The sequence below is a fragment of the Streptomyces sp. NPDC013457 genome (genome assembly GCF_043089925.1).
GTDB lineage: Bacteria > Actinomycetota > Actinomycetes > Streptomycetales > Streptomycetaceae > Streptomyces.
This window is the reverse complement of sequence record NZ_JBICBL010000003.1, coordinates 194,929-221,852: the sequence shown is the minus strand read 5'-3', so window position 1 is coordinate 221,852 and position 26,924 is coordinate 194,929. Positions and strand designations below refer to the sequence as shown.

22 protein-coding genes are annotated in these 26,924 nt (G+C 72.4%); 12 read left to right on the top strand and 10 right to left on the bottom strand.

Annotated features, from left to right (window positions below; genetic code table 11):
• Nucleotides 1-124: 124 nt before the first annotated feature.
• The 4 genes from ACF1G2_RS09840 to ACF1G2_RS09825 all read right to left on the bottom strand — a co-directional run bounded on the left by ACF1G2_RS09840 (nucleotide 125) and on the right by ACF1G2_RS09825 (nucleotide 3,290).
• Nucleotides 125-817 carry a response regulator gene (locus ACF1G2_RS09840; RefSeq protein WP_391797785.1) on the bottom strand — a complete coding sequence of 231 codons (693 nt, stop codon included), beginning with the start codon at nucleotides 815-817 and terminating at the stop codon, nucleotides 125-127.
• A complete protein-coding gene (locus tag ACF1G2_RS09835) occupies nucleotides 814-2,043 on the bottom strand; it encodes a sensor histidine kinase (protein WP_391797784.1) in 1,230 nt (409 codons plus the stop codon). Before ACF1G2_RS09835 ends, ACF1G2_RS09840 begins: the two co-directional genes overlap by 4 nt.
• Nucleotides 2,044-2,129: 86 nt before the next feature.
• On the bottom strand, nucleotides 2,130-2,408 hold the full coding sequence (locus ACF1G2_RS09830) for a hypothetical protein (protein WP_391797783.1): 279 nt from the start codon (nucleotides 2,406-2,408) through the stop codon (nucleotides 2,130-2,132).
• 84 nt (nucleotides 2,409-2,492) lie between these two features.
• Complete coding sequence (locus ACF1G2_RS09825) at nucleotides 2,493-3,290, bottom strand: PspA/IM30 family protein (protein ID WP_352189337.1); 798 nt, start codon at nucleotides 3,288-3,290, stop codon at nucleotides 2,493-2,495.
• 269 nt (nucleotides 3,291-3,559) lie between these two features.
• Here ACF1G2_RS09825 and ACF1G2_RS09820 point away from each other — a divergent pair, with 269 nt between their 5' ends.
• The gene (locus ACF1G2_RS09820) at nucleotides 3,560-4,156 is read left to right on the top strand and encodes a DUF3043 domain-containing protein (RefSeq protein ID WP_391797782.1); all 597 of its coding nucleotides are present in this window, start codon (nucleotides 3,560-3,562) and stop codon (nucleotides 4,154-4,156) included.
• Between the two features lie 50 nt (nucleotides 4,157-4,206).
• On the top strand, nucleotides 4,207-4,983 hold the full coding sequence (locus ACF1G2_RS09815) for a class I SAM-dependent methyltransferase (RefSeq protein ID WP_391798129.1): 777 nt from the start codon (nucleotides 4,207-4,209) through the stop codon (nucleotides 4,981-4,983).
• Between the two features lie 284 nt (nucleotides 4,984-5,267).
• Here ACF1G2_RS09815 and ACF1G2_RS09810 read toward each other — a convergent pair whose 3' ends face one another.
• A complete protein-coding gene (locus tag ACF1G2_RS09810; protein WP_352189339.1) occupies nucleotides 5,268-5,477 on the bottom strand; it encodes a hypothetical protein in 210 nt (69 codons plus the stop codon).
• A gap of 91 nt (nucleotides 5,478-5,568) precedes the next feature.
• Here ACF1G2_RS09810 and ACF1G2_RS09805 point away from each other — a divergent pair, with 91 nt between their 5' ends.
• From ACF1G2_RS09805 to ACF1G2_RS09790, 4 genes are all read left to right on the top strand, one after another.
• Nucleotides 5,569-6,774 (top strand): bifunctional adenosylcobinamide kinase/adenosylcobinamide-phosphate guanylyltransferase, encoded by a 1,206-nt coding sequence (locus ACF1G2_RS09805; RefSeq protein ID WP_391797781.1) that lies wholly within the window; start codon nucleotides 5,569-5,571, stop codon nucleotides 6,772-6,774.
• A 47-nt stretch (nucleotides 6,775-6,821) separates the two neighbouring features.
• Nucleotides 6,822-7,910, top strand: a complete 1,089-nt coding sequence (gene cobT / locus ACF1G2_RS09800; protein WP_391797780.1) for a nicotinate-nucleotide--dimethylbenzimidazole phosphoribosyltransferase — start codon at nucleotides 6,822-6,824, stop codon at nucleotides 7,908-7,910.
• 134 nt (nucleotides 7,911-8,044) lie between these two features.
• Nucleotides 8,045-9,808 (top strand): phosphatidylglycerol lysyltransferase domain-containing protein, encoded by a 1,764-nt coding sequence (locus ACF1G2_RS09795; protein WP_391797779.1) that lies wholly within the window; start codon nucleotides 8,045-8,047, stop codon nucleotides 9,806-9,808.
• Nucleotides 9,805-10,530 (top strand): hypothetical protein, encoded by a 726-nt coding sequence (locus tag ACF1G2_RS09790; RefSeq protein WP_391797778.1) that lies wholly within the window; start codon nucleotides 9,805-9,807, stop codon nucleotides 10,528-10,530. The genes ACF1G2_RS09795 and ACF1G2_RS09790 overlap by 4 nt, the downstream gene beginning before the upstream one ends.
• Here the strand turns inward: ACF1G2_RS09790 and ACF1G2_RS09785 are convergent.
• On the bottom strand, nucleotides 10,455-11,237 hold the full coding sequence (locus ACF1G2_RS09785) for a hypothetical protein (RefSeq protein WP_391797777.1): 783 nt from the start codon (nucleotides 11,235-11,237) through the stop codon (nucleotides 10,455-10,457). The genes ACF1G2_RS09790 and ACF1G2_RS09785 overlap by 76 nt on opposite strands.
• Nucleotides 11,238-11,313: 76 nt before the next feature.
• On the opposite strand from ACF1G2_RS09785, the gene cobS reads away from it, so the two are divergent.
• Nucleotides 11,314-12,093, top strand: a complete 780-nt coding sequence (cobS, locus tag ACF1G2_RS09780) for an adenosylcobinamide-GDP ribazoletransferase (RefSeq protein WP_391797776.1) — start codon at nucleotides 11,314-11,316, stop codon at nucleotides 12,091-12,093.
• Between the two features lie 32 nt (nucleotides 12,094-12,125).
• On the opposite strand, the gene ACF1G2_RS09775 is transcribed toward cobS, so the two are convergent.
• The 4 genes from ACF1G2_RS09775 to ACF1G2_RS09760 are packed head-to-tail and all read right to left on the bottom strand — an operon-like array spanning nucleotide 12,126 to nucleotide 17,789.
• The gene (locus ACF1G2_RS09775) at nucleotides 12,126-12,770 is read right to left on the bottom strand and encodes a spherulation-specific family 4 protein (protein WP_391797775.1); all 645 of its coding nucleotides are present in this window, start codon (nucleotides 12,768-12,770) and stop codon (nucleotides 12,126-12,128) included.
• Nucleotides 12,771-12,778: 8 nt separating this feature from the next.
• Nucleotides 12,779-14,170: a hypothetical protein gene (locus tag ACF1G2_RS09770; protein WP_391797774.1), complete on the bottom strand. Its 1,392-nt coding sequence runs from the start codon at nucleotides 14,168-14,170 to the stop codon at nucleotides 12,779-12,781.
• Entirely contained in the window at nucleotides 14,167-15,681 is a 1,515-nt protein-coding gene (gene pelF, locus ACF1G2_RS09765; protein WP_391797773.1) for a GT4 family glycosyltransferase PelF, read from the bottom strand. Before pelF ends, ACF1G2_RS09770 begins: the two co-directional genes overlap by 4 nt.
• A 32-nt stretch (nucleotides 15,682-15,713) precedes the next feature.
• On the bottom strand, nucleotides 15,714-17,789 hold the full coding sequence (locus tag ACF1G2_RS09760) for a hypothetical protein (RefSeq protein ID WP_391797772.1): 2,076 nt from the start codon (nucleotides 17,787-17,789) through the stop codon (nucleotides 15,714-15,716).
• Nucleotides 17,790-18,091: 302 nt separating this feature from the next.
• Here ACF1G2_RS09760 and ACF1G2_RS09755 point away from each other — a divergent pair, with 302 nt between their 5' ends.
• From ACF1G2_RS09755 to aceE, 5 genes are all read left to right on the top strand, one after another.
• Entirely contained in the window at nucleotides 18,092-19,606 is a 1,515-nt protein-coding gene (locus tag ACF1G2_RS09755; RefSeq protein ID WP_391797771.1) for a leucyl aminopeptidase, read from the top strand.
• Nucleotides 19,607-19,893: 287 nt separating this feature from the next.
• Nucleotides 19,894-21,282: a dihydrolipoyl dehydrogenase gene (lpdA, locus tag ACF1G2_RS09750; RefSeq protein WP_391797770.1), complete on the top strand. Its 1,389-nt coding sequence runs from the start codon at nucleotides 19,894-19,896 to the stop codon at nucleotides 21,280-21,282.
• Nucleotides 21,283-21,343: 61 nt separating this feature from the next.
• The gene (gene sucB / locus ACF1G2_RS09745) at nucleotides 21,344-23,149 is read left to right on the top strand and encodes a 2-oxoglutarate dehydrogenase, E2 component, dihydrolipoamide succinyltransferase (protein ID WP_391797769.1); all 1,806 of its coding nucleotides are present in this window, start codon (nucleotides 21,344-21,346) and stop codon (nucleotides 23,147-23,149) included.
• A 121-nt stretch (nucleotides 23,150-23,270) separates the two neighbouring features.
• A complete protein-coding gene (locus ACF1G2_RS09740) occupies nucleotides 23,271-23,894 on the top strand; it encodes a GntR family transcriptional regulator (RefSeq protein ID WP_391797768.1) in 624 nt (207 codons plus the stop codon).
• A 307-nt stretch (nucleotides 23,895-24,201) separates the two neighbouring features.
• Nucleotides 24,202-26,898, top strand: coding sequence for a pyruvate dehydrogenase (acetyl-transferring), homodimeric type (aceE, locus tag ACF1G2_RS09735; RefSeq protein ID WP_391797767.1), 2,697 nt, complete (start codon nucleotides 24,202-24,204; stop codon nucleotides 26,896-26,898).
• Nucleotides 26,899-26,924 lie beyond the last annotated feature (26 nt).

The following is a 26,924-nucleotide window of genomic DNA, read 5'->3' as shown; positions in this document are numbered from 1 at the left end:
CGGCAGGCGGGCGGTGATGGGTGCCCGCCTACACGATCAGCCATGGGAAGCGCCGGATCCTCGGCCCCGGGGTCCAAATCCTTATCCGGCGCATACCGCGTCTGGAGTACGCCGGAGTACTCCCTCACTCCACCCTTGGACGTACCAGCCCCGACTCGTACGCCGTGACGACGAGCTGGGCCCGGTCCCGCGCACCGAGTTTGGCCATGGTCCGGTTCACATGCGTCTTCACCGTGAGGGGGCTGACCTCCAGGCGTTCGGCGATCTCGTCGTTGGAGTGGCCGCCCGCGACGAGGACGAGAACCTCGCGTTCACGGGTGGTGAGGGCGGCCAGCCGCTCGGAGTACGCCGGCGAGTCCGGGTCGCCGTCGGGTCCCGCGTTTCCGCCCTGCGCCAGGAACGTGGCGATCAGGCCCTTGGTCGCGACGGGCGAGAGCAGGGCCTCCCCCGCGGCGGCGATGCGGATGGCGTTGAGCAGTTCGTCCGGTTCCGCCCCCTTGCCGAGGAAGCCGGAGGCCCCGGCGCGGAGCGACTGCACGACGTACTCGTCGACCTCGAAGGTGGTCAGCATGACGATCCGTACGTCGGAGAGCTCGGGGTCCGCGGTGATGAGGCGGGTGGCGGCCAGTCCGTCCGTACCCGGCATCCGGATGTCCATCAGGACGACGTCGGCCCGGGTGGACCGGGCGAGCGCGACCGCCTCGGCCCCGTCCGCCGCCTCCGCGACGACCTCCATGTCCGGCTCGGAGTCCACGAGCACTTTGAACGCGCTGCGGAGCAGCGCCTGGTCGTCGGCGAGCAGCACTCGGATGGTCATGCGTCCTCCCCCGTACGGGCCGTCACGGGAAGTATCGCCTGGACGCGGAAGCCCCCGCCGTACCGGGGTGCCGCGGTCAGTGTGCCGCCGAGGGCACCGACACGCTCGCGCATCCCGATCAGTCCGTGGCCGCCGGCGCCGTCGGGGGGTGCCGGCTGCTGCGGGACGCCGTTGTCGAGGACGGTGATCTCGACGGTCCGGCCGACCCGGACGACGCTCACCTCGGCCTTGGCCTCCGGGCCCGCGTGCTTCTGCACGTTGGTCAGCGCCTCCTGGATGATCCGGTACGCGGCGAGGTCGACGGCCGCGGGAAGCTCGGCGTCGTCGGAGGCGCGGGCCAGCTCGACCGGGAGTCCGGCGTGACGGAAGGTGGCGAGGAGCTCGTCGAGGACGGTGAGGCCGGGCGCCGGTTCGGTGGGCGCCTCCGGGTCGCCCGACTGACGGAGCAGGCCGACGGTGGCGCGCAGCTCGTTGAGGGCGGAGCGGCTGGCGTCGCGGACGTGGGCCAGGGCCTCCTTGGCCTGGTCGGGCCGCCTGTCCATGACATGGGCGGCGACCCCGGCCTGGACGTTGACCAGCGCGATGTGGTGGGCGACGACGTCGTGCAGATCGCGGGCGATCCGCAGGCGCTCCTCGGCGACCCGGCGCCGGGCCTCCTCGTCCCGGGTGCGCTCGGCGCGCTCGGCCCGCTCCCGGATGGCGTCGACGAAGGCGCGGCGGCTGCGGACGGCGTCGCCCGCGGCCGCGGCCATACCGGTCCAGGCGAAGACGCCGAGGTTCTCCTGCGCGTACCAGGGGGTGGGTCCGAACAGCATCGCGCCGCAGGTCAGCACGGCCATCGTGGTGAGGCCGACGCGCCAGGTGGTGGGGCGGTCGGTACGGGCGGCGACCGTGAAGAGCGCGATGACGGTGCTCATCGTGACGGGCGCCGGGCTGTTGTCGGTGATCAGCTCGACGAGGGTGACCGCGCCGGTGAAGGCGAGGACGGCGAGGGGGTCGCGCCGCCGCAGGACCAGGGCGCCGGCGCCGAGCACCATGAGGAGCACGCTGCTCGCGTCGGGGGTGCGGTCGCCGAAGGTGGGGCCGTTGCGGCTGCCGTGGGGGTCGGCGAAGGAGGCCGTGATCATGCAGACGAGCACGGCGGACGCGAGGGCCCCGTCGAAGGCGAGGGGGTGCGCCCGCAGCCATTGCCGGCCCCGCTGGAAGCCGCTGTCGAGGGTGGTCACGACAGGCAACGGTACGGGGTGCGACGCACCGGTGCCCCGCTCCCTCGGGCGAGGGGCGGGGCACCGGTGCGTTGGAGTCGTGCGGCTCAGCCCGGGATCAGGCCGTCGTCGGAGAGCATCTCGCGCACCTCGTCGAGGGTCGCGTCCGGCGACGGCAGGATCAGTTCGGAGGGCTCCAGGGCGTCGTCCGGGAGGGGTTCCCCGAGCCGGCGGACCTCGTCGAGCAGGGCGCACAGGGTGCGGCGGAAGCCGTCGGAGTCCCCCGACTCCATCTCTGCGAGCAGCTTGTCGTCCAGCTTGTTCAGCTCGGCGACGTGGCTGTCGGCCAGCGTCCGCTGGCCCTCCCCCATGATCCGTACGATCATGACGCGTCCTTCGGGCTCGTTACCGCTCGGTGCCGCTTCTCGCTCTCCTGCTTACTCCTGCCCGCTCCGGCCCGCTACCGCTCGCTACTGCTTGTCGAAGCGCGGCTGGGACTGCTGCTGGTCCTGCGGCGTGGCGGCGCCGTTGCCGCCCTCGATGGCCTGCTTCGAGGCCGAGGGCCCGCCGGCCAGCTCCGCCTTCATCCGCTGGAGCTCCAGCTCGACGTCCGTGCCGCCGGACAGCCGGTCCAGCTCGGCCTGGATGTCGTCCTTGGCCAGGCCCGACTGGTCGTCGAGCGCGCCCGAGGCGAGCAGCTCGTCGATGGCGCCGGCGCGTGCCTGGAGCTGTGCCGTCTTGTCCTCTGCGCGCTGGATGGCCACGCCGACGTCGCTCATCTCCTCCGAGATGCCGGAGAAGGACTCGGCGATCCGGGTCTGCGCCTGGGCGGCCGTGTACGTCGCCTTGATGGTCTCCTTCTTCGTACGGAAGGCGTCCACCTTGGCCTGGAGGCGCTGCGCCGCCAGTGTGAGCTTCTCCTCCTCGCCCTGCAGCGTCTGGTGCTGCACCTCGAGGTCGCTCACCTGCTGCTGGAGCGCCGCCCGACGGGAGAGCGCCTCACGGGCCAGGTCCTCGCGGCCGAGCGCCAGCGCCTTGCGGCCCTGGTCCTCCAGCTTCGCGGACTGGCCCTGGAGCTGGTTCAGCTGCAGTTCGAGCCGCTTGCGCGACGTCGCCACGTCGGCGACGCCCCGGCGGACCTTCTGCAGGAGCTCCAGCTGCTTCTGGTAGGAGTAATCGAGGGTCTCGCGCGGATCCTCGGCCCGGTCAAGGGCCTTGTTTGCCTTCGCGCGGAAGATCATCCCCATACGCTTCATGACACCGCTCATGGGCTTCGCGCGCCCCCTTCTGACGGACTCGGCTCAAGCACTCCAACAGGATCCACAGTACGGGCCCTGTCTCCATTGACGCACTGTTCGGGGCCGGATGTGCTCCTCCCCAAGGACGAGTGCGAACGGGCTCTCTCCGGCCCAGGGAGTAGATGGACCTCGGGGAAACCGTGCGTGTCGTCCGTACGTACCCCCACAGACGCGGGCCGATACCAGATCGTTCCCGGCCGCACTGGGGTCCACACCCCCCACCACGTACCCTGGGCTTTGTGTTCCGTAGCCGTTCCAAGGAAGAGAAGGCCCCCACCGACAAGGTGACGGCGGACCTCTCCAAGCAGCCCCGCGACCCCGAGGCCCCCAAGGGCCGCCCGACCCCGAAGCGGAGTGACGCGCAGACCCAGCGCCGTCGCGCCGCGACGGTGCCGACCGACCGCAAGGAGGCCGCCAAGCGCCAGCGCGAGGCCCGCCGTTCCGACCTGGCCCGCCAGCGCGAGGCGCTGGCCAGTGGCGACGAGCGCTATCTGCCGGCCCGCGACAAGGGTCCGGTCCGTCGCTTCGTGCGCGACTTCGTCGACTCGCGCTTCGCGATCGCCGAGTTCTTCCTCCCGATGGCCGTGGTGATCCTCGTGCTGTCGATGATCCGCGTCCCTGTGCTGCAGAACGTCTCTCTGCTGCTCTGGCTCGGCGTGATCGTGATGATCGTCATCGACTCGATCGGCATCTGGCTCCGCCTGAAGAAGCAGCTCAACGAGCGCTTCCCGAACGAGCCGAAGCGCGGTGCCGTGGCCTACGGCCTCATGCGTACGCTCCAGATGCGCCGACTGCGACTGCCGAAGCCGCAGGTCAAGCGCGGAGAGCGGCCCTGAGCGCGGGAAGCTCCGAGACGGTCGCGGGTACGGGTACGGGTGGCGGTCCGCTGCTGCCCGCCACCTCCCCCTGGCCGAGCGGGTACGGCGGGCTGCGCGAGACCGTCCGCCAGGAGCTCGTCGCCCGCCAGCTCGACGAGCAGATAGCCGGCCGCTACCCGGTGGGCCAGCGGCTTCGGATCCTGGACGCGGGCATGGGGCAGGGCACCCAGGCGCTGCGCCTCGCCAGGGCCGGTCACACGGTGACCGGTCTCGAGGCCGATCCCGAGCTGCTCAAGGCCGCCCGTGAGTCGCTGGCCACCGAGCCGGCCGGGATCCGTGAGCGGGTCCGGCTGGTCGAGGGCGACGGCCGCGAGACGGGCGTGCACTTCCTGCCGGGCAGCTTCGACGTCGTGCTCTGCCACGGCGTGCTGATGTACGCGGACGAGCCGGACGCTCTCCTCGCGGGCCTCGCGCGGATGCTGGCGCCCGGCGGTCTGCTCTCCCTGGTCGTGCGGAACGCCGACTCCCTGGCCATGCGGCCGGGTCTGGCCGGGGACTGGTCGGGCGCGCTGTCCGGCTTCGAGTCGGACACGTACACCGACGACAACGGTTTCAAGGTCCGGGCCGACCGGCTCGACGCGCTGACGTCGACGCTGGCGGGGATCGCCGCACCGCTGCACGCCTGGTACGGCGTGCGGGTCCTGACCGACGGCGTGGCGGGCGATGTGGGACTGCCGGCCGCCGAGGAGCTGGAGCGGCTGCTCGCCGCGGAGGACCGGGCCGGGCGGACGGAGCCCTACCGGAGGGTCGCGGCGCTGCTGCACCTGTGCGGGGTACGAGGCTGACGCCGACGCGTCCCGCGCCCTTGATCGGCCGCCTCCACCCAGGCGTGCGGACCTCGACGAACATGACTCCGGGCAGGGATGTCTCCCGTGTCCGACGCCTCGTTCGCGCCGCCGACGGCCGGTGACCCGGGCGCCGCAGGCGCGGCCCGGCACTCGGCGGCGGCCCTCGCCGCCCGAGGCCGCGAGGGGTGGCCCCGGCACCGCGGGCCCTGGCCCGCGCGGACACGACAAAGGCGGTCCGGGGCCCTCGGGTCCGGACCGCCTCGGCGTCTCTACGCGGCGGCCTAGGCCTCGGCCGCGCTCGTGAGCGACATCGTGTAGATCTTCCCGTCGTCCTCGAAGAGGGTCACCTGCTCGACTCCGCCCTCCAGGAGCTCCTTCCAGACCTCACCGATCCAGGATTCGGCGTCGCCCTGAGTGGTCCAGTCCTCCGGCTCCACCGCGGGAGCCGTCTCCGAGCCGTCGGCCTTCTCGAACCGCCACGTCCATGCCATGTCCGCCTCCTGAGGTTCACCGGATGATCGGTTTCCTGCCCGCAGCGTAGCCGGGCGCGCACCCCTTGCGGCGACGCGGGAGGATCAAGGGGTGGAACTGACTCTGCTCGGCACCGGCGCCCCGCTCGGGCTCCCCCGCCCCGAATGTCCCTGCGCCGTGTGCGCGTCCTCCCGCGGCGACCGGGCGCGGGCGGCCACCTCGCTGCTCGTGGACGAGTCGCTGCTGCTCGATCTGACGCCCGGGGCCGCACTGGCGGCCGCCCGCGCCGGGCATTCGCTGGTCGGCGTACGGCAGGTGCTCCTCACGCATCCGCATGACGGGCCCGCGGTGGAAGTGCCCGCCGGGCTGCCCGCGGCCGGGCGGGTGCCGGACGGCCGGGAGCTGACGCTGATCAGCGGGCACCGGGTGCGGGCCGTGTCGATGGACTCGCCCGGCACCGGGTACGAGGTGACCTCGCCGGACGGCGAGCGGCTGCTCTACCTCCCGCCCGGCGGCTCCCCCGCCGGCCTGCCGGACGATCACCGGCCGCCGTACGACATGGTCGTCATGGACGTCACGGGCCGGTCGGACGCGCTGGCCCGGCTGCGGTCGACGGGGGCGGTCGGGGCGAGCACCGACGTGATCGCCGTCCACCTCGACCACGCCGTGCCGAACGGTGCCGAGCTGGACCGCCGGCTCGCCGCCGCCGGGGCGCGTACGGTGCCGGACGGCACGACCCTGTACGTCGGCGAGTACCACGCCGTGCCCGACGTACCGCGTCGCACGCTGGTGACCGGCGGGGCGCGGTCGGGCAAGTCGGTGGAGGCCGAGCGCCGTCTGGAGACCTTCCCCGAGGTGCTGTACGTGGCGACCGGCGGGACGCGCGAGGGCGACCCGGAGTGGGCGCAGCGGGTGACCCTGCACCGGGACCGGCGGCCGGGCTCGTGGCGTACGGCCGAGACCTGTGATCTCGTACCGCTGCTGCGGGAGGACGGGGGTCCGGCGCTGCTGATCGACTGTCTGTCGCTCTGGCTGACGGACGCCATGGACCGGGTGGGCGCCTGGGACGAGGAGCGGTGGGCGGACGGCGGGCAGGAGGCACTGCGCGAGCGGGTCGGGGAGCTGGTGGCGGCGGTCCGCGCCACGTCCCGTACGGTCGTCGCCGTCACCAACGAGGTGGGGTCGGGGGTCGTGCCGGCCACCGCGTCGGGTCGGCGGTACCGGGACGAGCTGGGCCGGCTGAACGCGGCCTTCGGCGACGAGTGCGAGCAGGTGCTCCTCGTCGTCTCCGGCCAGGCGCTGGTGCTGCGCGGGTAGGGTTCGATCACCCATTCCATCGCCGACCGACGTCACGAGGAAGAGCCTTGAACCTGGACGACTTCTCCGATCTGATCGAGCGCCCCGACGGCGGGGTGCGACGTGACGCCGAGGAACGCCGGGAGCGTCTGATCGTTCCGCCCGGTGCGCTCGGCCGCCTCGACGAACTCGGCGAGTGGCTCTCGGCGGCGCAGGGGTCGGTCGAGGTGCGGGCGATCGAGCAGCCGAAGGTGGTGCTCTTCGCGGGCGACCACGGGGTGGCCTCGCTCGGGGTGTCGGGCCGTGAGGCCGGGACCGCGCACGAGCTCGTCCGTGCGGTGCTGGACGGGGCGAGCCCGGTGGCGGTGCTGGCCCGTAGCGCGCGGGTGCCGGTACGGGTGGTGGACGCCGGCCTCGACTGCGATCCGGAGCTGTTGCCCGCCGAGGTCGTACGGCACCGGGTGCGACGCGGCACCGGCCGGATCGACCTCGAGAACGCGCTGACCGCCGAGGAGACCGAGGCGGCGATCCGGCTCGGCATGGCGATCGCCGACGAGGAGGCCGACTCGGGGACCGATCTGGTCGTGCTCGGCGATCTGAGCGTGGGCGGCACGACGCCGGCCTCGACCCTGATCGCGGCCCTCTGCGGGACGGACGCCTCGGTGGTCACCGGCCGGGGTGGCGCGGGCATCGACGACCTGGCGTGGATGCGCAAGTGCGCGGCGGTCCGTGACGCGCTGCGGCGCGCACGGCCGGTCCTGGGCGACCAGCTGGAGCTGCTCGCCGCGGTCGGCGGGGCGGATCTGGCGGCGATGACGGGCTTCCTGCTGCAGAGCGCCGTGCGCCGGACGCCGGTGATCCTGGACGGTGTGGTGGCGGCGGCCTGCGCGCTGGTGGCGCAGCGGGCGGCGTTCCGGGCTCCGGACTGGTGGCTGGCGGGCCAGGTGAGCGGTGAGCCGGCGCAGGCGAAGGCGCTGGACCGGATGGCGCTCAACCCGCTGCTCGATCACGGCGTCACTGTGGGCGAGGGAACCGGGGCACTGCTCGCTCTGCCTCTCGTCCGGGCCGCCGCCGCGCTGGCGGCGGAGCTGCCCGAGCGTCCGGAGAAGACCGTTCCGGAGGACGCGCCGGTCGGCGCGCCCGACGAGGAGGGCTAGACGGATCACGGCGCCGGAAGCGGTCCTCCCGTGCGGTCTCCCCCCGCGGACTCCGTCCTGGGGGACCCCCATCGGGCGGACGGCCGCTTCCGTCGCCCCGCCATGGCGAGCGATGCCCCATATGATCGCTTTTCATGGGAGAGGTCCGTTTGTCCGCCGAAGGAACGCCCCGGGGCACCACCCCGCGCTCGCGGCGCAGCGCCGCGTTCGCCGTCTGGTACCTGCGCGCCGTCACGTTCATCAACTTCCTGAGCGCCGTCTGGGTCTCGCTCGGCCAGGACCTCCGTCGGCACAACACCGACGACTACTTCACCCCTTACCTGCTGACGGCGGGCTTCGCCTCGGGCGTCTTCACGCTCTTCCTGGCGATCACCATGCGCCGCCGCAAGCGCGCCGCGTGGATCCTCAACATCGTCCTCAGCGGCCTCTTCCTGCTGCTCTTCGCCCTGGCCATGGCCTTCGCCGAGATCCGGGAGCACCCCCAGAACTGGGTCTCGCTCACCCTGACGGCCGCGTTCGTCCTCGCGCTGGTCCTCGGCCGCAAGGAGTTCTACGCCAAGGGCGACCGCTCCAACCCGCTGCTCGCCGCGGTCGTCGCGGTCGGCGGGCTCCTGGTCACCTCGCTGCTCGCCTCGTTCCTGGTGACCGTCACCAACACCTCGGCGGGCACCTCGACGTTCCTCGAGCGCTGGCGGTACGGCGTCATGCGGCTGATCACCCTGGCCGCCGACGACTCGCGCTTCGACGGGATCGCCACCCCGGGCTGGGTCGACGTCGCCATCAACGTGCTTTCCACGCTACTGATCATCGCCGTCCTCTACGCGGCGTTCCGCTCGCGCCGGGCGGTCGACCCGCTCACGGACGAGGACGAGGAGAGGCTGCGTCACATCCTGGAGAAGCAGGGCGAACGCGACTCGCTCGGCTACTTCGCGCTGCGGCGCGAGAAGAGCGTGGTGTGGTCCCCCAGCGAGAAGGCCGCCATCGCCTACCGGGTCGTCGGCGGGGTCTCGCTCGCCTCGGGTGATCCGATCGGCGACCCCGAGGCCTGGCCCGGCGCCATCGAGCCGTGGCTGGCCGAGGCCCGCGAACACGGCTGGATCCCGGCCGTCATGGGCGCGAGCGAGGAGGCTGGCACCGTCTACGCCCGGCACGGCCTGGACGCCCTGGAGCTGGGCGACGAGGCGATCGTGGAGACCGACGAGTTCACCCTCGACGGCCGGGCCATGCGGACCGTGCGGCAGGCGTACAACCGGGTGAAGCGGGCCGGTTACGAGGTCCGGATCCGGCGCCACGAGGACATCCCCGCCGACGAGATGGACGAGCTGCTCCGCAAGGCCGACGACTGGCGCGACGGGACCACCGAACGCGGCTTCTCCATGGCGCTCGGCCGGCTCGGCGACCCCCGGGACGGCCGCTGCGTGATGCTGGAGTGCAGCGACGAGACCGGGGCGCTGCGGGCGGTGCTCTCCTTCGTCCCCTGGGGCCCCAAGGGCCTCTCGCTCGACCTGATGCGCCGTGACCGGGACGCGGAGAACGGCCTGATGGAGTTCATGGTCATCGAGCTCCTCCAGCGCGCCGAGGAGATCGGGATCACTCAGGTCTCACTCAACTTCGCCATGTTCCGCTCCGTCTTCGAACGTGGCTCGAAGCTCGGGGCGGGACCCGTGCTGCGGATGTGGCGTTCCCTCCTCAGCTTCTTCTCCCGCTGGTGGCAGATCGAGTCGCTGTACCGCGCCAACGCCAAGTACCGACCGATCTGGGAGCCCCGCTTCATGCTCTTCGAGAAGAGCGCCGACCTGCTGCGCATCGGCCTGGCCGCCGGACGCGCCGAGGGCTTCCTGGAGGCCCCCGGCCTGCCGAAGTGGATGCACCGCAAGCACCTGGAGGGCAAGCGGTGAGGTCCGCACTCACGGACTTCGCCCGCCGCGAGTGGGGGCCGCTGCACTCCGCCGTACGGACCGCGCTCGTGACCCGGCGGTGGCGGGCGGTGCCGATGACGCTGGGCGCCGTCTGCCTCACGGCGCTCTTCCAGCTCGTGCAGAACCAGGACTGGGGATACCAGCCGGTCCAGAACATCGGCTCGGTCCGGGCCGAGGACCCGCTCTGGCTCGCCCTGCTGCGCACCCCGCTCTCCCTCTTCGTGCCGGCGCTCGACCTGCCGGTGTGGGGCGCGCTCGCGCAGCTGCTGCTGGTCTTCGGCATCGCCGAGATATGCCTGGGGCGGTGGCGTACCCTCGCCATCGCCTCTCTCGCGACGCTGGCCGGGACGCTGTACGCGCGCGTCGGCATCGCCCTCGGTCCGGACGGCCCGCTGGGGCTGCCCGCCTCCGACGCGCAGGTGGTCGACACCGGCCCGTCGGCGGCCGTCGTCGGCCTCGCCGTGTACGTCTGCGGGCGCTACCGGGCCCGGTGGACCGGGGCGCTCGTGGTCGTCGCCATGGTGGTGGAGGTCCTGGTCAAGACGAACCTGGCGGGCAAGGAACACCTCGCGGCGATCGCCGCCGTGCTGGCGCTCATGGCGGTCGAGTCCTGGCGGGAGCGCCGTCAGCCGCCGCCGTCGGACCCCGATCCGGAGCTGCGGCCCGGCACCCGCTCCTGGAAGCCGCCGATCACGTCCTGAAGTCTGCGCCGCACCTTGTCCCAGCGCCGGTCGTGCCGATAGGTGCGCAGCCGGGAGCGGGCCCGGGCCTTGGGACGGCGCCGATAGAGGCGCCGGGACCACCAGGAGCCGGGCCGGGCGAGGCGGACGGACCCGACGATCGCCACGAACGGCACCAGGGTCCCGAGCACCGCCAGCCGGAACTTCCCCTTCACCAGGGTGATCAGGACGAAGAGGAAGTTGACGAGCAGCGTGAGGATGAACGTGCCCCGGTTCTGCCGCTGGTCCGGCGTCAGTTCGTTGACGCCCAGCGGCGAGAAGCCTCCGAGGACCAGCATCACCAGGGCGGCGGTCAGGACGACGACCTCGACGCTCTTGCGCCCCTGGTCGCTCCAGTAGACGTCGTCGAGGTGGAGGATCAGCGCGAACTCGTCCAGGACGAGCCCCGCGCCGACCCCGAAGACCACCGCGAAGACACAGGCGGTGACGCCCTCCCGGCCGCTGGCGACGGCCCCGAAGCCGCCGACGACGGTGAGGACGACGCCCGGTACGACATGGTGGATGTGGAGTCCGCCGGCGGACTCCACATTGCCGAACGGGCCCTTCCCCGCCCGGATCATCCGCACGATCGTCCGTGTGACCAGGAACGTCACCACGAACGAGAAGAGGGCGATGAGCAGCGGGAGCTTTCCCGGCTCGACGAAGTTTCGGTAGAACCAGTGACCCATGCCACCTGCTTCGGATTTGCACCGTATACGCGATATGCGCAATTTACAGGTTGAGGGGCTGGCCTACCCTGCCCGGATGGACGGCCTGCGTTTTGCCTTCGGCACCCTCACCGTGCTCCCCGCCCGCATCACCCGCTGGGACAGGGACGCGGCGCGCGCCGGCATGCTGTGGGCCCCGTTCGCGGGCCTCGTGGTCGGGCTGCTCGCGGCCGCGCCCGGCGGGGTGCTCCTGCTGCTCGGCTCCGGCCCGCTGCTCGCCGCCGTCGCCACGGCGGCCGTGCCGGCCCTGCTGACCCGCGGCCTGCACCTGGACGGACTCGCGGACACGGCGGACGGGCTCGGCAGCGCGAAGCCGGCCGAGGACGCGCTGCGCATCATGAAGCAGTCGGACATCGGTCCGTTCGGTGTGATCGTGCTGCTCTTCGTCCTCCTCGCCCAGGTCGGCGCGTTGTACCGGCTGTACGAGGAGGGCTGGGCGTACGGCGCGGTCGGCGCCGTCCTCGCCGCGGCCGTCGCCCGGCTCGCCCTCACCCACGCCTCCCGCGAGGGCATCCCGGCGGCCCGCCCCGAGGGCCTGGGTGCGATGGTCGCCGCCACCGTCCCGGCCCGCGCCGCGTCACTCGTCACCGCGGCCGTCCTGGTGACCTGCGCCGCGGCCGGGGCGCTGTTCTCCCCCTACGACGCCCTGCGCCACGTCCTCGCGGCGGGCGCGGGTCTCGCCGCGGCGGCCCTGCTGCTGCGGCGCTGTGTGCGGAGGTTCGGCGGGGTGACGGGCGACGTGTTCGGGGCGGTGGAGGAGGTGACGGCCACGGTGGTGCTCGTCGCCCTGACCCTGGGCACGGTCCCCACGTCCTGAGCGGTGTCCGTCGCCGGCAGAAGGCGCGCCCCCTATCCGGCCGGCGCCGGGTCGGGCTTCCGGGCGAGGGCGTGCGGAAGGGTGCCCCAGGGGTGGGAACCCGTGCCGGGGACCGCACAGTGGACGCGGGTCGTCGGGAGCGCGCCGCGCGGGGCCGCGTAGACCAGGTGGCAGTAGTGGTCGGCGAGCGGAAGATCGAGGCCCCGGTAGGAGTCCCAGGGGCCCTCGAAGGTGACCAGCAGGTCGGCGAGTTCGGCGTAGCCCGGGTCGGGATGGGCGCCGTGGTTGAGGACCAGGGTGCGGGCGCCCGCGGCGCGGGCGGCGACGGATATGCGACGGACATGGGCGAGGGCCTCGGGCGCGGTCGGCACCTGGTCGAGGAAGGCTCCGTCCGCTCCGTACCAGTCGCGGTGGCGCAGCAGTTCGCCGACGACCTCGCCGTGCGGGCGCCGCCCGTAGGCGGTGTCGGTGTAGCCGAGGACCCGGACCCCGGCCGCGCGGAGCCGTTCGGCGACGACGGCGAAGCCGGGGTCCGGGGCCGTCCCCGCGCCGCTCGCGGGGTTGAGGACGACGCCGTACAGGGACGGCGCGGCCGCGACCACGGCGTCCCATTCCTCTGGCCGGTCGGCGGGGTGCTCGTAGAACGGTACGAGCAGGGAGGGGCTGGAGGGGATCACGGACTTCCTCAGGCGCGGTGGGCGGTCGGGCGGACGAGGAGCACGCACGTCAGGACGGCGAGGACGGCCGCGGCCACGGCGGAGACGGCCGGGCCCGCACTCGGTACGAGGGTCTGGGTCGCGGCGGCGGCCACGCACACGGCGGCCGCGCTGCGCACCGCGCCGAAGGCCTGCAGGAGCAGGCCGAGCCAGAGCACGACCCCGACCAGCACGAGACCGAGCAGCCGTGCGCCGCCCAGCGCCTCGGCTCCCGGCCACAGCAGGGTGCCGACGGCGGCCAGGGCGAGGAGGACGACGAGGTAGGCACCGAGGCAGTGGACGAGGTTCCCGGCCGCGGCCCGCCGGAAGGCGCGGGCCGTGGTGAGCGTGCGCAGCCGGGCGAGGCTGACACGGCGGAACCGGTGGAGCAGCCACTCGGCGGGCCCCATGGAGAGCGTCAGCGCGACCACGGGCCCCGCGCCCGTGACGAGGGCGTCGCCGGTCCCCGCGTACAGCACCAGGAGTCCGGTGCCGAGGCCGAACAGGCCGTACGGGAGGGAGGCGGCCAGCGGGGGACCCGAGCGGGGCCGCCGCAGGTGCCCCGGGCGCAGCACCGCCGCCGCGAAGGTGATCGCGGCCGCCAGGGAGAGGGCCGGCAGACCGGCCCTGAACGGGTCGGGGAGGTCGTACCAGAACGCGGGCACGGCCCCCAGGAGCGGTGACAGCGCGCAGAGCAGGGCGCGTTCGCGGCCGAGGACGAGCAGGACGGTCGCGGCGCCCAGGTAGAGAGCCTGCCCCGCCGCGAACACCACGGCCGGCCACTCGCCGGGCTCCGCGGCCGCGAACGCGACCGCGGAGCCGAGGAGAGCGCCCGCCGGAGCGCCGAGGAGCAGGGCCCTGGCGGCGGCCTGGGGATCGCCCAGACCGAGCCAGGAGTACGCGCGGTGGGAGAGGGCCTGGTTCCAGACCCACCCGGCCACGGCCCCCGCGATCAGCGGGGTGGTGCTCGCCCCGCCCAGGAGCGGGGCTCCCAGGACGTAGGCGAGCCCGGGCAGCGCGAAGACGAGACCGCGCAGCAGACAGCCGGTGAGCCCGATGTGCCACGGGCCCGCGGGCGCGGCCTCGGGCCCGGGGTGGTGGCGCTCCACGCGCGCGTAGATGTCCTCGGCGAGGGCGAAGGAGTCGGCGCGGCCGTAGGTGAGCCGTATGTGGTCGTCCGTCATGCCGTCGGACTCCAGGATCGCGGCTATCTCGTCCGGGTGCACGGCGTGGGCCGCCAACGCGCTCAGGCGGTCGGCGAGTTCGCCGACGGGATCGTCGGCGTACGCCGTGCCGTGCGGGGTGTCGTCCACGCGCTGCCGTGGGATCGCGGGCAGGGTGTCGCGCATCGTGCCGTTCTTCAGCCAGAGGGAGCCGCTCATGACAGGGAGCCTCCGCCCACGAGTTCCTGGCGCCAGGGGTCGGTGAGGAGCGCCGTCCAGTCCTCCGCCTCGGGCGCGGTGTGGACGGGCCGGCCGGCGAGCTCGCGGTAGATCCGGCGGAAGCCGTCCACCGAGCGGTGCAGCGTGAACCGGTCGACGACCCGCTGCCGGGCCATGCGACCCAGTTCGGCCCGGCGCGCCCCGTCCCGCAGCAGCTCCGTGACGGCCGCGGCCATCACGGCGGGCTCGCGGGGCGGGACGACCAGTCCGGTGTCGCCGACGGCCTCCCGGACGCCGCCGACGTCGGTGGAGACGGTGGCCCGGCCGCAGGACATCGCCTCGATCAGGGAGAACGGGAAGCCCTCGCTGATCGACGAGAGCATCACCACGCTTCCGGCCGCGTAGGCGCGGGCGACGTCGGAGACCCGCCCCTCGAAGGTGATGCCGTCGGTCACGCCCAGCTCGGCGGCGAGCTTCTCCAGACGGGTCAGGTAGTCCTCGTTGCCCGCCGGGACCGGCCCGAACAACCGCAGCCGCAGCTCCGGCAGTTCGGCGCGGGTGATGGCGTACGCCCGGATCAGCGTCTCCAGGTCCTTGATGGGGTCGACGCGGCCGCACCAGCTGAGCGTGGGGACCTCCGGCTCGGGGCCGGCGTCGGGGAACGCGGCCGGGTCGACGCCGTTGTAGACGGTCCGGATCCGGTCCGCGGGAGCGCCGCCGCGCTCCTCCCAGCGCCGGTTGTACTGGTTGCACGGGGTGATCAGGTCGGCCTTGCGGTAGCCGAGGGTGTTGAGCTCGCGGTAGAAGCCGAGCATCAGGGCCTTGACCGGCCAGCGCTGGGCCTCGGTGCGGTAGCCGAGGTACCGCTCCCGCAGGTAGATGCCGTGTTCGGTCAGCAGGAAGGGCACTCCTTCGAAGTGCTGGGCGGTCAGCGCCGGCAGGGTCGCGAGTCCGCTGGAGACCGCGTGCGCGACGCTGTCGTCGGGTATCCGGGCGGCGAGCGGGCGCAGCGCGTGTTCGAGCAGGTCTGTGGCGGTGAGCGCGTCGTGGACGGTGGGCCGGGCGGCTGCCGTCGGCAGATGCGGCATGGTCCAGATCCACATCAGCGAGCGCAGCACGCGCTCGGAGCGCAGGGCGGCGGTGAGGCCGCCGCGCCGGGCCAGTTCGGCGAGGGCGTAGAGGCTCTCGCCGAAGTCGCAGCCCGAGCCGGGGTCGAGGATGGAGAGCAGGAAGCGCTCGTAGGTGTCGACGAACCGGCGGCGCTCACGCCCCCGCGGGGCCCGCCCCCGCTCCGGGGCGGTGCCCCAGAGCGGGAAGGCGGTGTGCCGGTAGATGTTCGGCGGCAGCTCCCAGGTCACGGGTTCGCGGCCGCTGCCGGTGAGGGCGAGGATCTGGAAGTCGACCTCGGGCATGCCCCGGACGAGCTGGTCGCACCAGGTGCTCACTCCCCCGTGGACGTGCGGATAGGTGCCTTCCGTGAGCATGGTGACGTGACGGCCACTGCTCGGCATGTTCGTTTCCCCCAGAACGTACGGGCACGTGGTCAGGCGGTCGGGAGCTTGAGCGTGGTCGTGGACTGCAGCGCCTCGGGGCCGGTCCAGGCCGAGCGCGCTCCGGCGTAGGGCGTCCCGAACGCCGCGGTGCCGAGCAGGAGTTGCTTGCGGGTTCCCTCGGGGACGGTGACGGGGGCGGTCACCCCGGAAGGCGCCTTCACCGTGACCGTTTCGCCGATGCGGTACGCGGTGACCTGGCCGGCCGCGAGCGCCCGGTCCCAGGAGGTGCGGCGGTCCAGCTCCGTGCCGACGTCACGCTGGCGCGGGTTGACCAGCGGGGTGTTGTCGGCGAACAGGGCCCGGTAGTCGGCCAGGACCCGGTCGAGGACGGGGTAGAGGATGCGGTCCTCGGCGAGGTTGGACTGGTGGACGTAGTGCGGGCGGGGGTCGTTCGCCACCACGTGGGAGAGGGCCGTGCGGGCCTCCTGCGGGACGATGTGGGTGGCGTACCCGGTGGCGGTGTCGAGCGGGGCGGGCAGGCAGGTGGAGGCCGGGTTGGACTCGCAGATCCCGCTGCCGCCGTGGGCCCGCGAGGTGTACACCCAGTTGTACTCGTCGGCCATCTCGGCGGCCGTGCCGACGTTGTAGTACACGTTCATGGGGTGGCGCGGGACGGTCTTCGCGGCTCCGACGGCGCGCTGCTGGGGTTCGCGGGAGTTGTCGCTCGCGATCCACTTCACGCCGTTGTCGGAGAGCGCCCCGGACAGGTTGGGGTTGTCGACGGTCTGCTGCGGCGAGGTCTTGAGGCCGGAGTGCTCGCCGGTGACGAGTTCGGTGCGGTCGACGGAGATGCCCTTGGCGACGGCCCAGTTGTGGTTGTCGCGGATCTGCGCCGAGATGGTGCTCCGGCTCGTCCACTGGGTGGCTCCGGCCGCGGTCTTCGCGCACTGCCAGGGGACGGTGCTGTTGTCCTGCACGCAGCCCAGGAAGGGGTGGGTGTAGGTGTGGTTGATCCAGCGGTACTGGGCGCGGTCGGCGATCAGCCGGGCGGCGAGCGGGTCGGTGCCGCCGTGCTCGGTCTTCCACTGCTCGCCCTGGCCTCCGTTGTAGACCATGTCCATGGTGAAGCCGGCGGACTTCTGCCAGGCGGCGGCGTACGCGGCGTCGTCGGCGGTCATCCGGACCGGGTTCTCGCCCGCCTCGCCGTCGCCTCCGGGGCAGTCGAAGTCGCCGGGGGTGCAGTTCCGCGTGGTGTCCCAGCGGGCGTCGGGGGCGAAGACGTCGTCGACGTGGACGGAGAAGTAGTTCCGGTTCTGCCCGAGGTGGACGCCCTGGGTGAGCCACTCGACGATGCCGCGCGCGAGCACGCGGAACTGCCGCTGGTACTGGTTGTAGGCGAAGGTGACGACCAGTTCGCGCCGGCCGTCGTGGGCGTACTCGCCGATGAGGCTGGCCCGTCCGCCGCCGTCGACGGGGATGTCGAGGAGGCTGGTGAAGCCCTCGCGCGGACGGCCCGCGTAGCCGTAGCTCTCGGAGATCGACGGGTCGTTGTCCTCGAAGGTGACCGGTCCGTCCAGGTAGCGGAAGGCGCCGGTCCTGCCGACGGCGGTGACGGCGGCGGCGGCTCCGTCGAGGGGGCCGGAGAAGCCCCCGTCGCTGGTGTAGTCGAGCCCGACACCGGGGTGGGCCCAGGTGTAGGCGTCGACCTGCGGGATGCCGAAGCTCTTCTCGTACGCCGTGAGCGCGGCCTGCTCCGCGGAGTCGGGGCCGAAGGCGGCCTCGTGGGGCAGGACGACGCCCTGGTACTTGGCGCGGGGGCGCCCCGAGACCGTGTCGCTGAGGAAGGCCGCATCGATGACCGGACGGCCGGAATCGGCCAGATCGACCCGGCGGTACGGGACACCGGTGGAGCGCAGCTCGGCGGTGATCGCCTCCACCGCGCCGCCTCCGTCGTCGACGACCAGGACGGTCAGGTCGATCCGCGGGACCGGCGGTGCGGCAGCGCTCGCGCCCGCCGTCGGAACGACGGTGGCGAGGAGCGCGGCCGCGATCAGCGCGGCGGTCCTGGGCGTACGCCCCAGGCCCGAGGCCGAGGTTCGGGGCGTGCGGGATCCAGCAGAGTCCATCGGTGGTGTCCCCCCTCGACGGGCCCGTCGAATGCGAAGGACCCGTGGAGATGTTGCGGATGGTGCAAAGGGGCGGCTGCCGCCCTTGCGCGAATGAGGCGAGTGTGGACGAGCTCTCCGACCTTGAGGGGTAAACGTGAAAGAGACACCACGGATGAGTGAATCACCGTCGCCGTGAGCGAACACGTAGAGCGAGCGTAGGCTCGTTCTCGGCGCTCTCCGGGCCGAAATACGATGCGGCGGGCATGGTCGGCCCATCCCTCGACCGCCACAGAACTCAATGGAAGCGAGATTTCACCACCGTGACTGCTCTCACTCTCAGCACAGCCGGGGCCGCGACGCTGCGCGCCGACGCCCTCGTCGTCGGTGTCGCGAAGTCCGGCAAGGGCCTGGTCGTCGCCCCCGGCGCCGAGGCCGTGGACAAGGCGTTCGACGGCAGGCTCGCCGCCGTCCTGGAGACCCTGGGCGCCGCGGGTGCCGAGGGTGAGGCCATCAAGCTGCCCGCCCCCGCCGGTCTGAAGACCCCCGTCGTGCTCGCCGTCGGCCTGGGCTCCGCCCCCGAGGACGGCGAGGCGTACGGCGCCGAGGCGCTCCGCCGCGCCGCCGGCACCGCCGCCCGCGCCTTGAACGGCGCCAAGAAGGCCGCGTTCGCCCTGCCGGTCACCGCCCCCGAGGACGCCGAGGCGATCGCCGAGGGCGCGCTGCTCGGCGCGTACGCCTACACCGCGTACCAGGAGGCCAGGAACGGCAAGGACGCGAAGAAGCCGCTGGCCGAGGTGGCCCTGCTCGGCGCCAAGCCGCGCGACAAGGCCTTCAAGGCCGCCGCCGAGCGCGCGCAGGCGGTCACCGAGGAGATCAACCGCGCCCGCGACCTGATCAACATGCCGCCGAACGACCTCTACCCCGAGACGTTCGCCGCCGCCGTCACCGCGGCGGGCAAGGAGCACGGCCTCAAGGTGCAGGTGCTCGACGAGAAGGCGCTCGTCAAGGGCGGCTTCGGCGGCATCCTCGGCGTCGGCCAGGGCGCCGTCCGCGGCCCGCGCCTGGTCCGCGTCGCCTACACCCACCCGAAGGCGGAGAAGACCCTCGCCCTGGTCGGCAAGGGCATCACCTACGACTCGGGCGGCATCTCCCTGAAGCCGGCCGGCCACAACGAGACGATGAAGTGCGACATGAGCGGCGCCGCCGCCGTCTTCGCCGCCGTCGTCGCCGCCTCCCGCCTCGGCCTGGCCGTCAACGTGACCGGCTGGCTGGCGCTCGCCGAGAACATGCCGTCGGGCTCGGCCACCCGCCCCGGCGACGTGCTGCGCATGTACAGCGGCAAGACCGTCGAGGTCCTCAACACCGACGCCGAGGGCCGGCTCGTCCTCGCCGACGCCCTCACCCGGGCCTCGGAGGAGAACCCGGACGCGATCGTCGACGTCGCGACCCTGACCGGCGCGATGGTGCTGGCCCTGGGCAACCGCACCTTCGGCATCATGGCCAACGACGACGACTACCGCACCGCGATCCACGAGATCGCCGAGGAGGTCGGCGAGCAGTCCTGGCCGATGCCGCTCCCGGCGGACCTGCGCAAGGGCATGGACTCCCCGACCGCGGACATCGCGAACATGGGTGAGCGGATGGGCGGCGGCCTGGTCGCCGGTCTGTTCCTGCAGGAGTTCGTCGGCGAGGGCATCACCTGGGCCCACCTCGACATCGCGGGCCCGGCCTTCCACGAGGGTGCGCCGTACGGCTACACCCCCAAGGGCGGCACGGGCTCCGCGGTCCGCACGCTGGTGAAGCTGGCGGAGCGCACAGCCGACGGCGAGCTCTGACCGTCCCCTCGGGCCCGTCCCGAACGTCACGGCCCCCGGGAGGCTCCCGGGGGCCGTTGCGCTCTCGACGAAATCCGTAGGTTCGTACGCCGGTGTTACCCGCCCGTACGGACGATCGCCCGGTCTCACACACCGGCCCCGCGTCCCGCCGTCCGGCAACAAGTGCGAAGATGGGTTCTCGGCAGGACAGGGCCCCCACCACAGGGCCGAAGAAAAAGCGGCCGAACACCAGCCGCCGCCCGGTCATCGGAGACCGGCGCCCGGCGCACATGCATGGAGGACGTGACGTGGCGAACGACGCCAGCACCGTTTTCGACCTAGTGATCCTCGGCGGCGGTAGCGGCGGTTACGCCGCGGCGCTGCGCGGAGCGCAGCTGGGCCTGGACGTCGCACTGATCGAGAAGAACAAGCTCGGCGGCACCTGCCTGCACAACGGCTGCATCCCGACGAAGGCCCTGCTCCACGCCGGCGAGGTCGCCGACCAGGCCCGCGAGGCGGAGCAGTTCGGTGTCAAGGCCTCCTTCGAGGGCATCGACATCAAGGCCGTGCACAAGTACAAGGACGACGTGATCTCGGGCCTGTACAAGGGCCTGCAGGGTCTGGTCGCCTCCCGCAAGGTGACGTACATCGAGGGCCACGGCCGGCTCTCCTCCCCGACCTCCGTCGACGTCGACGGCCGCCGCGTCGAGGGTCGCCACGTCCTCCTCGCCACCGGTTCCGTACCGAAGTCGCTGCCGGGTCTGGAGATCGACGGCAACCGGATCATCTCCTCGGACCACGCGCTGACCCTGGACCGCGTCCCGGAGTCCGCGATCATCCTCGGCGGCGGTGTCATCGGCGTCGAGTTCGCCTCCGCGTGGAAGTCCTTCGGCACCGACGTCACGGTCATCGAGGGCCTGAAGCACCTGGTCCCGGTCGAGGACGAGAACAGCTCCAAGCTTCTTGAGCGCGCGTTCCGCAAGCGCGGCATCAAGTTCAACCTCGGCACGTTCTTCCAGTCCGCCGAGTACACCGACAGCGGCGTCAAGGTCACCCTGGCCGACGGCAAGACCTTCGAGGCCGAGGTCCTGCTCGTCGCCATCGGCCGCGGCCCGGTCTCGGCCGGTCTCGGCTACGAGGAGCAGGGTGTCGCGATGGACCGCGGCTACGTCCTCGCCGACGAGTACATGCGTACCAACGTGCCCACGATCTCGGCGGTCGGCGACCTCGTCCCGACCCTGCAGCTGGCCCACGTCGGCTTCGCCGAGGGCATCCTGGTCGCGGAGCGCCTGGCCGGTCTGAAGACCGTTCCGATCGACTACGACGGCGTGCCCCGGGTGACGTACTGCCACCCCGAGGTCGCCTCCGTCGGCATCACCGAGGCCAAGGCCAAGGAGATCTACGGCGCGGACAAGGTCGTCGCCCTGAAGTACAACCTCGCGGGCAACGGCAAGAGCAAGATCCTGAAGACCGCGGGCGAGATCAAGCTCGTCCAGGTCAAGGACGGTGCCGTGGTCGGCGTCCACATGGTCGGTGACCGCATGGGCGAGCAGGTCGGCGAAGCGCAGCTGATCTACAACTGGGAGGCGCTGCCGGCCGAGGTCGCGCAGCTCATCCACGCCCACCCGACGCAGAACGAGGCGCTCGGCGAGGCGCACCTGGCGCTGGCCGGCAAGCCTCTGCACTCCCACGACTGACGCTCACGTCATCACGGGCGCGACGACCACTTACCGCAATTCGTTAGGAGCAACTGAAACCATGTCGGTTTCCGTAACCCTGCCGGCGCTCGGCGAGAGCGTCACCGAGGGCACCGTCACCCGCTGGCTCAAGGCCGAGGGTGAGCGTGTCGAGGCCGACGAGCCGCTGCTCGAGGTCTCGACCGACAAGGTCGACACCGAGATCCCCGCCCCCGCGTCGGGCGTCCTCGCCTCCATCAAGGTCGCCGAGGACGAGACCGTCGAGGTCGGCGCCGAGCTCGCGATCATCGACGACGGCTCCGGTGCGCCGGCTGCCGCCCCGGCTCCGGCGGCCGCCGCCGCCGAGGCCCCGGCGCAGGAGGCCCCGCAGGCCCAGCCGTCCGCCGAGACCCAGCAGCCCGCCCCGGCCCCGACCGCCGAGGCCGCCTCCGGCGGCGGCTCCGCCGAGGGCACCGACGTCGTCCTGCCGGCGCTCGGCGAGTCCGTCACCGAGGGCACCGTCACCCGCTGGCTGAAGTCGGTCGGCGAGACCGTGGAGGCCGACGAGCCGCTGCTCGAGGTCTCCACCGACAAGGTCGACACCGAGATCCCGGCCCCGGCCTCCGGTGTCCTCCTGGAGATCGTCGTCGCCGAGGACGAGACCGCCGAGGTCGGCGCCAAGCTGGCCGTCATCGGTGCCGAGGGTGCCGCTCCGGCCGCCGCTCCGGCTCCGGCGGCTCCGGCCCAGGCCGCGCCCGCCGCCCCTGCCCCGGCTCCGGCTGCTCCGGCCGCCCCGGCCCCGGCTCCGGCTGCTCCGGCCGCCCCGGCCCCGGCTCCGGCTGCTCCGGCCGCCCCGGCTCCGGCCCAGGCCGCGCCCGCCGCCCCGGCTCCGGTCGCCGCTCCGGCCCCCGTGGCCGCCCCGGCTCCGGCCGCGCCCGCCCCCGCCGCCGCACAGCCGGCGGACGACGGCGCCTACGTGACCCCGCTGGTCCGCAAGCTCGCCTCCGAGAACGGCATCGACCTGGCGTCCGTCAAGGGCTCCGGCGTCGGCGGCCGTATCCGCAAGCAGGACGTCCTCGCGGCCGCCGAGGCCAAGAAGGCCGCCCCGGCCCCCGCCGCCGCTCCCGCGGCCGCCGCTCCCAAGGCCCCTGCCCTGGAGGCGTCGCCGCTGCGCGGTCAGACCGTCAAGATGACCCGCATGCGCAAGGTCATCGGCGACAACATGATGAAGGCGCTGCACGGCCAGGCCCAGCTGTCCTCGGTCGTCGAGGTCGACATCACCAAGCTGATGAAGCTGCGCGCCCGTGCCAAGGACGCGTTCGCCGCCCGCGAGGGCGTCAAGCTGTCCCCGATGCCGTTCTTCGTGAAGGCGGCGGCCCAGGCCCTGAAGGCCCACCCGGTCATCAACGCCCGGATCAACGAGGACGAGGGCACCATCACGTACTTCGACTCGGAGAACATCGGCATCGCCGTGGACTCCGAGAAGGGTCTGATGACGCCGGTCATCAAGGGTGCGGGCGACCTGAACATCGCCGGCATCTCCAAGGCCACGGCCGACCTGGCCGGCAAGGTCCGCGGCAACAAGATCACCCCGGACGAGCTGGCCGGTGCGACCTTCACCATCAGCAACACCGGTTCGCGCGGTGCGCTGTTCGACACGATCATCGTGCCTCCGAACCAGGTCGCCATCCTGGGTATCGGTGCCACGGTCAAGCGTCCGGCCGTCATCGAGACCGCCGAGGGCACCGTCATCGGCGTCCGCGACATGACGTACCTGACGCTCTCCTACGACCACCGCCTGGTGGACGGCGCCGACGCGGCCCGTTACCTGACGGCCGTCAAGGCGATCCTGGAGGCCGGCGAGTTCGAGGTCGACCTCGGCCTGTAGGGCGAGGCCCGATTGGCAACGTAACAAGCCTCACCTGCGGCGCCCCCGCCCGGAAGTGTTTCCGGGCGGGGGCGCCGCCGTATTGTCTTGAGAGTCAACGCGTCCCTTAAGGAGCGGCTTCATGAGCGTGCCCGTCGTCCACTCGCTGCGCGAACAGATCCGCGAGCACATCGTGGAGGGCATCGTCAGCGGCCGCTGGAAGCCGGGCGAGCGGATCGTGGAGCGCCGGATCGCGACCGAGCTGGAGGTCAGCCAGACGCCGGTCCGCGAGGCACTGCGCGAGCTGGAGTCGCTGCGGCTGATCGAGTCCTCCCCCAACAAGGGCGTCCGGGTGCGGAATCTGACCGCGGCGGACCTGGAGGAGAGCTATCCGGTCCGGGCCGGTCTGGAGCAGATCGCGGCGGAGCTCGCGGCGACCCGGCTCGCGGCCGACTGCTCGGCCCTGGAGCCGCATGTGGCGGCGCTGTACGAGGCGGACCGGACGGCGGACGGAACGGCCCAGGTACGGCACACGGTGGGCTTCCACCGCGAGCTGGTGAAGGCGGCCGGGAACGGCGTGCTGCTGCACACCTGGGAGGGCCTGGGCATCGAGGTCTTCACGGCGCTGTCGATCCGCTGGCTCGGCACGGTCCAGAAGTCGTACGCCGAGGAGCACCAGGAGCTCGTGGAGGCCTTCCGGCGCGGCGACCCGAACATCGGCTCCCTGGTCAAGGCCCACGTCCTCGGCTGCGCCCCGAGAGCCTGACGCACCGGCGCGACGCGCGGCGCCCGACCCCCCTCCGTACCCGATGAGCGGGCCCTCCACGGGCCCGCTCATTCGTGCGAGGGGCCTCTCATTCGGCCTCCCACCTGCGAAAACAAGGCACCCGGTGCCCGTTTTCGCGGCACCCTGTGCCGACTTTCGCGATCTGGAGCGGTTTTCCCCGGCTACCCTTTGATCGATCATCGATCGGCGGCTTACAGTCTTCGGCGGGCCGCTACCCGGCCCTTCGCCCTGTCCTGCCAGACAAGGCACCCCTTCTCCACCCCCATCTGTCCGGAAGGCGGCGATCATGACCGATCCCGTAGGCAAGATTCCGAGTGAGCTCGACCAGCTCCCGGACCGTGACACCGAGGAGACCGCCGAGTGGGCGGCCTCCCTGGACGCCGTCACCAAGGCCGCCGGCCCGCACCGGGCCGCCTACCTGATGCGCCGCACGCTGCAGCACGCCGAGGGCACGGGCCTGGCCCTGCCCAAGCTGCTGGAGACGGACTACGTCAACACCATCCCCACCTCCGCGGAGCCCGTCATCGACGGCGACGAGGAGATGGAGCGCAGGATCACCGCCTGGAACCGCTGGAACGCCGCCGCCATGGTGACGCGCGGTGCCAAGCACGGGGTCGGCGGCCACATCGCCACGTTCGCGTCGGCGGCCTGGCTCTACGAGACCGGCTTCAACCACTTCTTCAAGGGCAAGGAAGCCGACGGTTCCGGCGACCAGCTCTACATCCAGGGCCACGCCTCCCCGGGCATCTACGCCCGTGCGTTCCTCGACGGACGCCTGAACGAGGCCCACCTCGACAACTTCCGGCAGGAGTCGGGCGGCAACGGCCTCCCCTCCTACCCGCACCCGCGCCGCCTCCCCTGGCTGTGGGAGTTCCCGACCGTCTCCATGGGTCTGGGCCCGCTCTCCGCCATCTACCAGGCGCGCTTCAACCGCTACCTCACCAACCGCGCCATCAAGGACGTCTCCGCCTCCCACGTGTGGGCGTTCCTCGGTGACGGCGAGATGGACGAGCCCGAGTCGACGGCGGCACTCGCGCTCGCCGCCCGCGAGGGTCTGGACAACCTGACCTTCGTCATCAACTGCAACCTGCAGCGCCTCGACGGCCCGGTCCGCGCCAACTTCAAGATCGTGCAGGAGCTGGAGGCCCAGTTCCGCGGCGCCGGCTGGAACGTCGTGAAGTCGCTGTGGGGCAACGCCTGGGACGAGCTGTTCGCGCTCGACACCACCGGCGCCCTCGTCCGCCGCCTCCGCGAGGTCCCGGACGCGCAGGTCCAGACGTACCAGACCCGCGACGCCGCCTACATCCGCGAGGACTTCTTCGGCAAGGACCCGGCGCTCGTCGCGATGGCGCAGCTGCTGAGCGACGACAAGATCCTCGAGTGCTTCCACCTCTCCCGCGGTGGCCACGAGCCGCGCAAGGTGTACGCCGCGTACAAGGCCGCCCTGGAGTTCAAGGGCGCCCCGACGGTGATCCTCGCGCAGACCGTGAAGGGCTTCACCCTGGGTGAGGGCTTCGCGTCGAAGAACGCGAACCACCAGATGAAGAAGCTCTCGACCGACGAGTTCAAGAACATGCGTGACCTCCTCGGTCTGCCGATCTCGGACGCGCAGTTCGTCGACGGCGTGGTGCCGTACGGCCACCCCGGTGCCGACTCCGCCGAGGTCCGCTACCTCCAGGAGCGCCGCGCGGCGCTCGGCGGCCCGGCCCCGGCCCGCCGCTCGCACGCGCTCGCCCCGCTGCCGGCCCCGGCGGAGAAGGCGTTCGCCGCCTTCGACAAGGGCTCCGGCTCGCAGTCGATGGCGACGACGATGGCCTTCGTCCGTCTGGTCAAGGACCTGATCCGCGACAAGGAGACCGGCAAGCGCTGGGTCCCGATCGTCCCGGACGAGGCCCGTACCTTCGGTATGGAGTCGCTGTTCCCGTCGCTCGGCATCTACTCGCCGAAGGGCCAGACGTACGAGCCGGTCGACCGCGACCAGCTGATGTACTACAAGGAGGCCGTCAACGGCCAGATCCTCAACGAGGGGATCACCGAGGCCGGCTCGATGGCCGACTTCATCGCCGCGTCCACCGCGTACTCCACGCACGGTGAGGCGATGATCCCGTTCTACATCTTCTACTCGATGTTCGGCTGGCAGCGCACGGCCGACCAGATGTGGCAGCTCGGCGACCAGCTCGGCCGCGGCTTCCTCGTCGGTGCCACGGCGGGCCGTACGACGCTGACCGGTGAGGGCCTGCAGCACGCCGACGGCCACTCCCCCGTCATCGCGGCGACCAACCCGGCCGCCCTGACGTACGACCCTGCGTTCGCCTACGAGGTCGCGGCGATCGTCAAGGAGGGCCTGCGCCGGATGTACGGCGAGGGCGCCGAGGGCGAGGACCGGGACGTCTTCTACTACCTCACGGTCTACAACGAGCCGATGCCGCAGCCGGCCAAGCCGGCCGGGGTCGACGAGGGCATCGTCAAGGGCCTGTACCGCTTCAACACGGCGGAGTCGGCGGGTCTCGACCTGCCGGCGAACGCCGCGCGGATCCAGCTGCTCTCCTCCGGTACGGCCATCCACTGGGCCCTGGAGGCGCAGAAGCTGCTCGCCGCCGAGTGGGGCGTGGGCGCGGACGTGTGGTCCGCGACCTCCTGGACGGAGCTGCGGCGCGACGCGCTGGAGTCCGACGCGGCGCTGCTGCGCGGCGAGGAGCAGGTCCCGTACATCCGCAGGGCGCTGGAGGGCGTGGAGTCCCCGGTCCTCGCCGTCTCGGACTACATGCGTCAGGTCCCGGACCAGATCGCGCAGTGGGTCGAGCAGGACTGGTCGTCGCTCGGTGCGGACGGCTTCGGTCTGTCGGACACGCGTGACGCGGCCCGTCGCCACTTCGGTGTCGACGCGCAGTCGATCGTCGTCGCGGCCCTGGCCCAGCTCGCCCGCCGCGGCGAGGTCCCGGCCTCGGCCGTGAAGGAGGCGCGCGAGCGCTACGGCCTGTAAGGCCTGCGGGCCGGACTCCGGCCCGG

What these genes read in the sequence shown, in the direction of transcription:
- ACF1G2_RS09740 (WP_391797768.1), top strand. Translation starts at nt 23,271, where the DNA reads ATGAGCGTGCCCGTCGTCCACTCGCTGCGCGAACAGATCCGCGAGCAC.
- pelF (WP_391797773.1), bottom strand. Translation starts at nt 15,681, where the DNA reads ATGCCGAGCAGTGGCCGTCACGTCACCATGCTCACGGAAGGCACCTAT.
- ACF1G2_RS09795 (WP_391797779.1), top strand. Translation starts at nt 8,045, where the DNA reads ATGGGAGAGGTCCGTTTGTCCGCCGAAGGAACGCCCCGGGGCACCACC.
- ACF1G2_RS09770 (WP_391797774.1), bottom strand. Translation starts at nt 14,170, where the DNA reads ATGAGCGGCTCCCTCTGGCTGAAGAACGGCACGATGCGCGACACCCTG.
- aceE (WP_391797767.1), top strand. Translation starts at nt 24,202, where the DNA reads ATGACCGATCCCGTAGGCAAGATTCCGAGTGAGCTCGACCAGCTCCCG.
- ACF1G2_RS09810 (WP_352189339.1), bottom strand. Translation starts at nt 5,477, where the DNA reads ATGGCATGGACGTGGCGGTTCGAGAAGGCCGACGGCTCGGAGACGGCT.
- ACF1G2_RS09830 (WP_391797783.1), bottom strand. Translation starts at nt 2,408, where the DNA reads ATGATCGTACGGATCATGGGGGAGGGCCAGCGGACGCTGGCCGACAGC.
- sucB (WP_391797769.1), top strand. Translation starts at nt 21,344, where the DNA reads ATGTCGGTTTCCGTAACCCTGCCGGCGCTCGGCGAGAGCGTCACCGAG.
- ACF1G2_RS09785 (WP_391797777.1), bottom strand. Translation starts at nt 11,237, where the DNA reads ATGGGTCACTGGTTCTACCGAAACTTCGTCGAGCCGGGAAAGCTCCCG.
- ACF1G2_RS09840 (WP_391797785.1), bottom strand. Translation starts at nt 817, where the DNA reads ATGACCATCCGAGTGCTGCTCGCCGACGACCAGGCGCTGCTCCGCAGC.
- ACF1G2_RS09760 (WP_391797772.1), bottom strand. Translation starts at nt 17,789, where the DNA reads ATGGACTCTGCTGGATCCCGCACGCCCCGAACCTCGGCCTCGGGCCTG.
- cobS (WP_391797776.1), top strand. Translation starts at nt 11,314, where the DNA reads ATGGACGGCCTGCGTTTTGCCTTCGGCACCCTCACCGTGCTCCCCGCC.
- ACF1G2_RS09825 (WP_352189337.1), bottom strand. Translation starts at nt 3,290, where the DNA reads ATGAGCGGTGTCATGAAGCGTATGGGGATGATCTTCCGCGCGAAGGCA.